This window comes from Streptococcus sp. GMD5S (assembly GCF_000298715.2).
GTDB lineage: Bacteria > Bacillota > Bacilli > Lactobacillales > Streptococcaceae > Streptococcus.
Map to the genome: position 1 here is coordinate 42,731 of NZ_AJRG02000015.1, position 7,293 is coordinate 50,023.

Here is a 7,293-nt window from a genome sequence, read left to right on the forward strand (position 1 = left end):
TTATGCCTCCTTTCGAACTGCCTTGGTCCATTGGTACCAACCTACTAGACTGTTGAGCGTGTAAACCCAGTACATCCCTTGGATGTGGATATTCTCACCCCACCAGAGGTAGATACTAAAGAGATTGGTTGCAATCCAGAAAATCCATTGTTCACGGTAGAGACGTGTCATCAAGAGCTGACCAACACCATTGGTCGCATCGGTTACACTATCACGGAAAGGGCGAGCGCTATGGATACTTTGATAAGCCAAGCCCATACCAATCCAGATGATGGCAGTCAAGATCAAGTACTTGAGCCAGTCAAGTACAGATAATTTCTTAGCTTCAAAGTGGGATTCTTCTGGTTTTCCTTGGTCATTGATACGATTGGACAGCCAAGCATAGAGACCAATCGGCTGCATGACAAAGAAGTAAACAGTCGTCAAAACTTCGCCATAAAAAGTCGCATTCATAGCTAAAATCAAATAGATAGCCGAGTTAATGGCCCCAAAGAGATAATTGCTTGCACGCCCTTCTGCTACCAAAATAACACAGACAATCCCAGTCCAAGATGCAAACAAGCTCAGCCAGTCATGGCTTTCTGTATTTTGCGTGAATTCCAAGATCAAGGGAACACTTGACAAAGCGATGAGATACAACCACTGGAAAAGACTACGGCCGACAAAGAGATCTTTCCAGAGCAAGTGCATGGTTCCTACAAAACCGATCTTGCGGGCTTCTGCATGGACATTTTTAAAGTTTTCGATAAATTGTGTGATTTTTTCAGTTAGTTTTTTCATATTTTTCTCCTAATCTGCTTGGTAAATGGCATCAATAGCTACTTTGGCTGCTTCATAATTGCCTAGGTAATCCTCAGCTAGATAAACTAGTGGAATGTTTGCTAAGTAGCGCTCCCTCATCTGATCCAAATGCTGGGAAAAACTTTGACGAATATGGTCTTCTGCCATGGTCATATCTCTAAACCCGTCATTGACATAGGAGCCGACAGGTTGCACAAAGAGAATCAAGTCCCATTTTTCCTTGGCCAAGATCGAAACAAAGAGATTGTCAAAGGTTTCTCCTGATAAGTCCTCTTGATCCTCAGCCTCCATGTAATAATCATAGTAGCCCTTGGTTACTAAGGAGTTTGTGTCAGCTATCACTAGACCTCGATTGGAATTACTGTCAATTAACTTAGAGGTCTGGTCATACTGCCCTAAAAGAAGATAATAGTAATCTTTTGGAGTCAATTCATCGTCGCGGACATTGTTTTTGATCTGGTACTCACGTGCGTATTCCAGGCTAACCGGCGCATCGTAATACCTTGCCAAATCCTTGGCTAGAGTGGTCTTCCCATTGCTGGCACTTCCCATAATCAACACTTTCTTTGTAAACTGACGACGGAAGGGCTGAGCAATATATTTCCAATATTTGCTTGGATTTTCTCGAATCATAGTCGCTGAGATACCAAACTTTCTTTCTTGCAAGACGGTCTCAAAGCCACGTTTAGCTAATTCTTGCTGGTAGTCTGCTTCTCCTACAAAGAAGATCAGTTCTTGCTGGGCTTCATCGTAGGAAATCTCCGATAACATCTGGTCCAACCACTCCTGCCAGCCCATAGGGTAAAGGGGAAGGTTGGTCTCATCCAGTTTGCAGACAGAGGTCAACTCGTCATCCCGAAAAGCCTCTCGGATATAGCGAAATCGTTTTTGGAGACTTAAACCTACCTGCTCGCCTCGGTTTCCCTCGTAGCCTAAAACGACTACCCAGACCTGGTCACACTGACGCTTCGCTCGCTGGATCAGATCGATATGACCCTGATGAAGAGGGGCAAAGGTCCCAAATACCACTGCTGTTTTCTTTTTCATAAACATTTTACCTTTTTATAATTTTTGATATTTTTATTTTCTATGTTTTTATTATATACTATATTTTTGTTTTGTCAATAGTTTTTTATCATTTTTTATAAAAAAGTAGCAAAAAAAGAATCAGGATTGCTCCTGATTCTCTATTTTTAAGCAATATCAAATTTTAATTGACCAGCTTTAACACCTATCTTGAGGGTCTTGCCTGCTACCAGTTCTCCCTTAAGGAGGAGTTCTGCCAACTTGTCTTCCACTTCTGTTTGCAGGGTTCTGCGAAGTGGACGGGCTCCCATTTCTGGATTGTAACCGTGACTAGCTAGCAACTTCAGTGCCGAAGCTTGCAGTTTCAAGTCAATGCCCTTCTCTGCCAGGCTAGCAATCAATGGTTTAACCATGATCTTGACAATTTCCTGCATGTGTTCGCTATCCAAACTATGGAAGACCACCTTTTCATCAATACGGTTGATAAACTCTGGTCGATAAGTTTTTTTCAGCTCTTCAAAGATTCGTTTCTCCATATTTTCCTGGTCAAAACGAATATCCTTGGCCCCAAAGCCGACCGTCTTGTCATCACGAAGAGCCGTCGCACCAAGGTTTGACGTCATGATGATAATGGTATTTGAAAAGTCCACCTTGCGTCCCTTGCTATCTGTCAAGACACCGTCGTCCAGAACCTGCAAGAGAACATTAAAGATGTCTGGGTGGGCCTTCTCTACCTCGTCAAAGAGAAGCACTGAGTATGGTTTGTTGCGAACCTTCTCGGTCAACTCCCCACCTTCTTCGTAGCCTACATAGCCCGGAGGAGCTCCATTGAGACGGCTAGCTGCGAATTTCTCCATATACTCACTCATATCAAAGCGGATAAGGGCTGATTCGTCATCAAAGAGGACTTCTGCCAGAGCCTTTGCCAATTCGGTTTTACCGACTCCTGTCGGCCCTAGGAACATAAAGGAACCAATTGGACGCTTGTGACTTCGAATACCAGACTGGTTTCGGCGAATCGCACGGCTAATACTTGAAACAGCTTGATCTTGGCCAATAACACGTTTGTGCAACTCCGCTTCCAAGTTCAGGTATTTCTTAGCATCTGTTTGCGTCAGCTTTTGGACTGGGATCCCTGACAAGCGGCTCAAGGTAGTCAAAATTTCAGATTCTGTTACCAAGTCTTTATAGACAGGGACTTCCTGCTCCTTTGCAATTAGCTGGGCAGCTTGTTTCCACTTGCCATCCATCAGGGCCTTGTCAGCTGGAGTCAAGTCGGATTCGTCTGCTTTCACCTGCTTGGATTTGTTTTGCACTGTTGCTGCTGCTTCATCTAAGAGGTCGATAGCAGAGTCTGGCAAGTGACGACTGGTCAAGTAACGATGCGCCATCTTAACAGCTGTTTCGACAGCTTCATCTGTGATTTGCACACGATGGTGTTTCTCATAGGTCGCTTTCAAGCCTTGCAAAATAGTCATACTGTCAGCTAGACTTGGCTCTTCAATCGTCACTTTTGCAAAACGACGAGAAAGAGCTGCGTCTTTTTCAATGTGTTTTTGGTATTCTTCTTGAGTGGTTGCACCAACTGTTCTCAGAGTTCCGCGAGCCAAGGCTGGTTTCAAGATATTAGCCGCATCTAGAGTCGAGTCAATACCACTACCAGAACCCATGATGGTGTGGAGTTCATCGATAAAGAGGATGACTTTGCCATCTTCCTCGATATCCTTGATGATGTTGTTCATACGCTCTTCAAAGTCACCACGGAAACGTGTCCCTGCAACGACATTCATCAAATCAAGCTCTAGAACGCGCATCTTTGCCATTTCCGCAGGTACATCCCCACTGGCAATACGCTGGGCAAGTCCAAGTGCCAGAGCTGTTTTCCCGACACCCGCATCTCCAACCAAGACCGGATTGTTCTTGGTCTTTCGACTCAAAATCTGAATCATACGTGAGATTTCCTTGTCTCGACCGATAACTGGCTCTAACTTGCCAGAGCGCGCTTGCTCCGTCAGGTCATGCGTGTAGTCCTCGAGACCGCCACTTTGAGCTTGAGGCATGCCCATCATATTGGCCATGGAATTTTGCTTGTCAGTTACTGTGCGATGACGTTGACGCAAAGCCTTGAGATCTTCTCTAGTCCAGCCAGCACGTTCTTCTAGATTGCGACGAAGAGCAGCAATTCTGACCTGATCTTTCTGGTCTTCATAAGAAAAGCCTGCTCTCTCCAAGATGCGAGTTGCCAAGGCATTGCCGTCATGCAAAATCGCATAGAGGACATGCTCTGTCCCTAGCACCTTAGCATGGACCACTGAGGCCACATACTCTGCTTCTGCAAAGAGAACCTCCAAACGATGGGAAAAGGGCAATTCCGTAAAGGTTTCGTCCTGGCTATAGTCCGTTTCAGTCAGTTCCAACGCAACCTCTTCTAAACGGTCCATTTCATAAGGATAATCATTTAAAGTCGCACCTGCCACACTGTAACTGTGATTGGACATGGCAATCAATAAATGCCAAGACTCTAGGTAACGAGCTCCAAAATGGCTCGCAACCATGTAGGCACTTTCGATACATTCATTCAATGCTTTTGAATAGTTCATCTTACTTCTCTTTTCTATCTACCTCTTGCAATAGCTGTCGGAGCATATTGGCACGGACAACTGGGGATTCTTCCCCTAGGACACGATCTGTTGCTACAGAAGTCAGCAAGGTCATCTCTTGCTTGGTCATCAAGTCCTGCTCCACCAAAAGCTGGAGAATATCCTCATAAATCTCCTGACTAACTCGCTCTCCGATTGAATAAAGCAAATCGCGTAGCATCTCGTGATGATTGGAAAACTCAATACGCCCTATGCGAATGTAGCCTCCACCACCACGCTTGCTCTCAACTAAGTAACCTCTACTTTCCGTAAAGCGAGTCTTGATGACATAGTTGATCTGGCTCGGTACAACCTGGAAGGTATCTGCCAACTGGCTCCGCTGCAATTCCACGATACCAGACTGGTCTAAAATCGCCTTGATATAGGCTTCGATATGATCTGATGTATTTTTAAATCTCATAGTAAATCAAACTCCTTCTTTGAACCTTGACTATCTTTGACTATTATACCGAAATTTTTGATTTTTTTAAAGGAAAAGGAAGCAAGTTGTGCAGATTTATTATAAACTATCAAAAACAAAAAGATGGGACCGTAAAACGGTCACCATCATTTTGCTTTATTCAAAGTTAAGATTAGTCAACTTTTTTAGCACGGTATACAAGTCCTGCCAAAGCTGCAAGAACTAGACCAAGAATAGTAGAGAATGCTGTAAAGTCTGCTCCACCAGTGTTTGGCAAATCTCCCTTAGGTTGTTCACCCTTAGGACCTTCCTTAGGTTCTTCTTTTTTCGGTTCAGTATACGTGTTAGTGATTGTTGGGTTGTTACCTTCAACTGTTGTTACAAGTTGACCCGCACCATTATCTGTCACTGTTACTGTCACTTTGTAAGAATTCTCATCATATTTGATATTCTTATCGTCACCTTTTACTTCAGTAATAGTGTAAGTGTGCTCTCCTGCTTCTTTGTACTCAATTGCTGTGAAAGTAACAGTACCGTCTGCAGCGTTTGTAGCTGTCTCAACGACTTTGTCACCTTGTTTAAGTTCAAACTTAAATTGACCTTTTACAAGCTCTTTATCACCTTTCAAGACTTTCTTAGCTGAGAAAATTACTTGTGTTGAAGACGCAACATAAGTGTTGGTGAAGGTTGGGTTGTTGTCAGTTACAGTCGCAACAAGTTTGCCTGCACCGTTATCAACAACTTTAACAGTCACTTTATGTGTAGCAGTGTCATATGTCACACCTGCTTCGCTACCTGCTTTTTCAGAGATAGTATAAGTGTGCTCACCAGCTTCTTTGTACTCAATACCTGCGAAAGCAACTGTACCGTCTACAGCGTTTGTCGCTGTTCCGATTACTTTGTCACCTTCTTTAAGTTCAAACTCATATTTACCAGCTTCTAGAGCTTTACCATTCAAGACTTTCTTAGCCGTGATGTTAACAGTTGTTGAAGCTGCTTTGTAAGTGTTTGTGAAGGTTGGGTTGTTGTCAGTTACAGTCGCAACAAGTTGACCTTGTCCGTTATCAACAACTGCTACCTTAACTTCGTGTTTAGCAGTATCGTATGTCACACCTGCTTCGCTACCTGCTTTTTCAGTGATAGTGTATGTGTGGTTACCTGCTGCTGCGTATTCGATAGCTTCGAAAGTCACAGTACCGTCGGCAGCGTTTTTAGCTGTCGCAACGACTTTGTCACCTTCTTTAAGTTCAAACTCGTATTTACCAGCTTCTAGAGCTTTACCATTCAAGACTTTAGTAGCCGTGATAGTAGCTGTTGTTGAAGTTGCTTTATAAGTGTTGGTGAAGGTTGGATTGTTACCTGTAACAGCTGCAACAAGTTGACCTTGCCCGTTATCTGTAACGTTTACTGTCACTTCATGTTTAGCAGTGTCGTATGTCACACCTGCTTCGCTACCTGCTTTTTCAGTGATAGTGTATGTGTGGTTGCCTGCTGCTGCGTACTTGATATCTTCGAAAGTCACAGTACCGTCGGCAGCGTTTTTAGCTGTCGCAACGACTTCGTCACCTTCTTTAAGTTCGAATTCGTATTTACCAGCTTCAAGGGCCTTACCATCCAAGACTTTAGTAGCTGTGATCGTTGCACTTGTTTTAGCTGCTTTATAAGTGTTGGTGAAGGTTGGATTGTTGTCTTTTACATCTGCAACAAGTTTTCCTTGTCCATTATCTGTAACTTTTACTGTTACATTGTGAGTAGATTTATCGTAAGTTACACCTGCTTCGCTACCTTCTTTTTCAGTGATAGTGTAAGTGTGGTCACCTGCTGCTGCGTACTTGATAGCTTCGAAAGTAACAGAACCGTCTGCAGCGTTTTTGGCTGTTGCGACGACTTCGTCACCTTCTTTAAGTTCGAATTCGTATTTACCAGCTTCTAGAGCTTTACCTTCCAAGACTTTAGTAGCCTTGATAGTAGCTTTTGTTTCAGCGGCTTTATAAGTGTTAGTGAAGACACGTTCTGCTTCATCTACAGTCGCAACCAATTGACCTTGACCGTTATCTACTACATTCACTTTAACTGTGTAGGATTCTGTTGAGTATGTCACACCTGCTTCTGTTCCTGCTTTTTCAGTGATAGTGTAAGTGTGCTCTCCTGCTTCGGTGTAGTTGACGTTGAAGACAACTTCGCCTGAAGCAGTATTCTTAGCTGTAGCTACAACTGCATCTTTTTCTTTCAATTCGAAAGTATAAGCATCAGCTACAAGTTCTTTACCATTCAAGACTTTCTTAGCTTTGATTGTCGCGCTTGTTGAAGCTGCTTTATAAGTGTTAGTGAAGACACGTTCTGCATTCGCATTTTCTACAGTCGCAACCAATTGACCTTGGCCGTTATCTACTACATTCACTTTAA

5 protein-coding genes are annotated in these 7,293 nt (G+C 43.4%); all 5 read right to left on the reverse strand.

The annotated features are described in order from the left end of the window. Positions 1-780: a nicotinamide riboside transporter PnuC gene (gene pnuC, locus GMD5S_RS0207610; RefSeq protein ID WP_000736882.1), complete on the reverse strand. Its 780-nt coding sequence runs from the start codon at positions 778-780 to the stop codon at positions 1-3. Positions 781-789: 9 nt separating this feature from the next. Then, positions 790-1,848 carry an AAA family ATPase gene (locus tag GMD5S_RS0207615; RefSeq protein WP_008293135.1) on the reverse strand — a complete coding sequence of 353 codons (1,059 nt, stop codon included), beginning with the start codon at positions 1,846-1,848 and terminating at the stop codon, positions 790-792. A 146-nt stretch (positions 1,849-1,994) separates the two neighbouring features. Continuing rightward, on the reverse strand, positions 1,995-4,427 hold the full coding sequence (locus GMD5S_RS0207620; protein ID WP_001109730.1) for an ATP-dependent Clp protease ATP-binding subunit: 2,433 nt from the start codon (positions 4,425-4,427) through the stop codon (positions 1,995-1,997). A gap of 1 nt (position 4,428) precedes the next feature. After that, entirely contained in the window at positions 4,429-4,887 is a 459-nt protein-coding gene (locus GMD5S_RS0207625; protein ID WP_001211257.1) for a CtsR family transcriptional regulator, read from the reverse strand. Between the two features lie 172 nt (positions 4,888-5,059). Next, a partial coding sequence (locus GMD5S_RS0207630) for a Spy0128 family protein (protein ID WP_016893827.1) occupies positions 5,060-7,293 on the reverse strand: 2,234 nt, incomplete at its 5' end.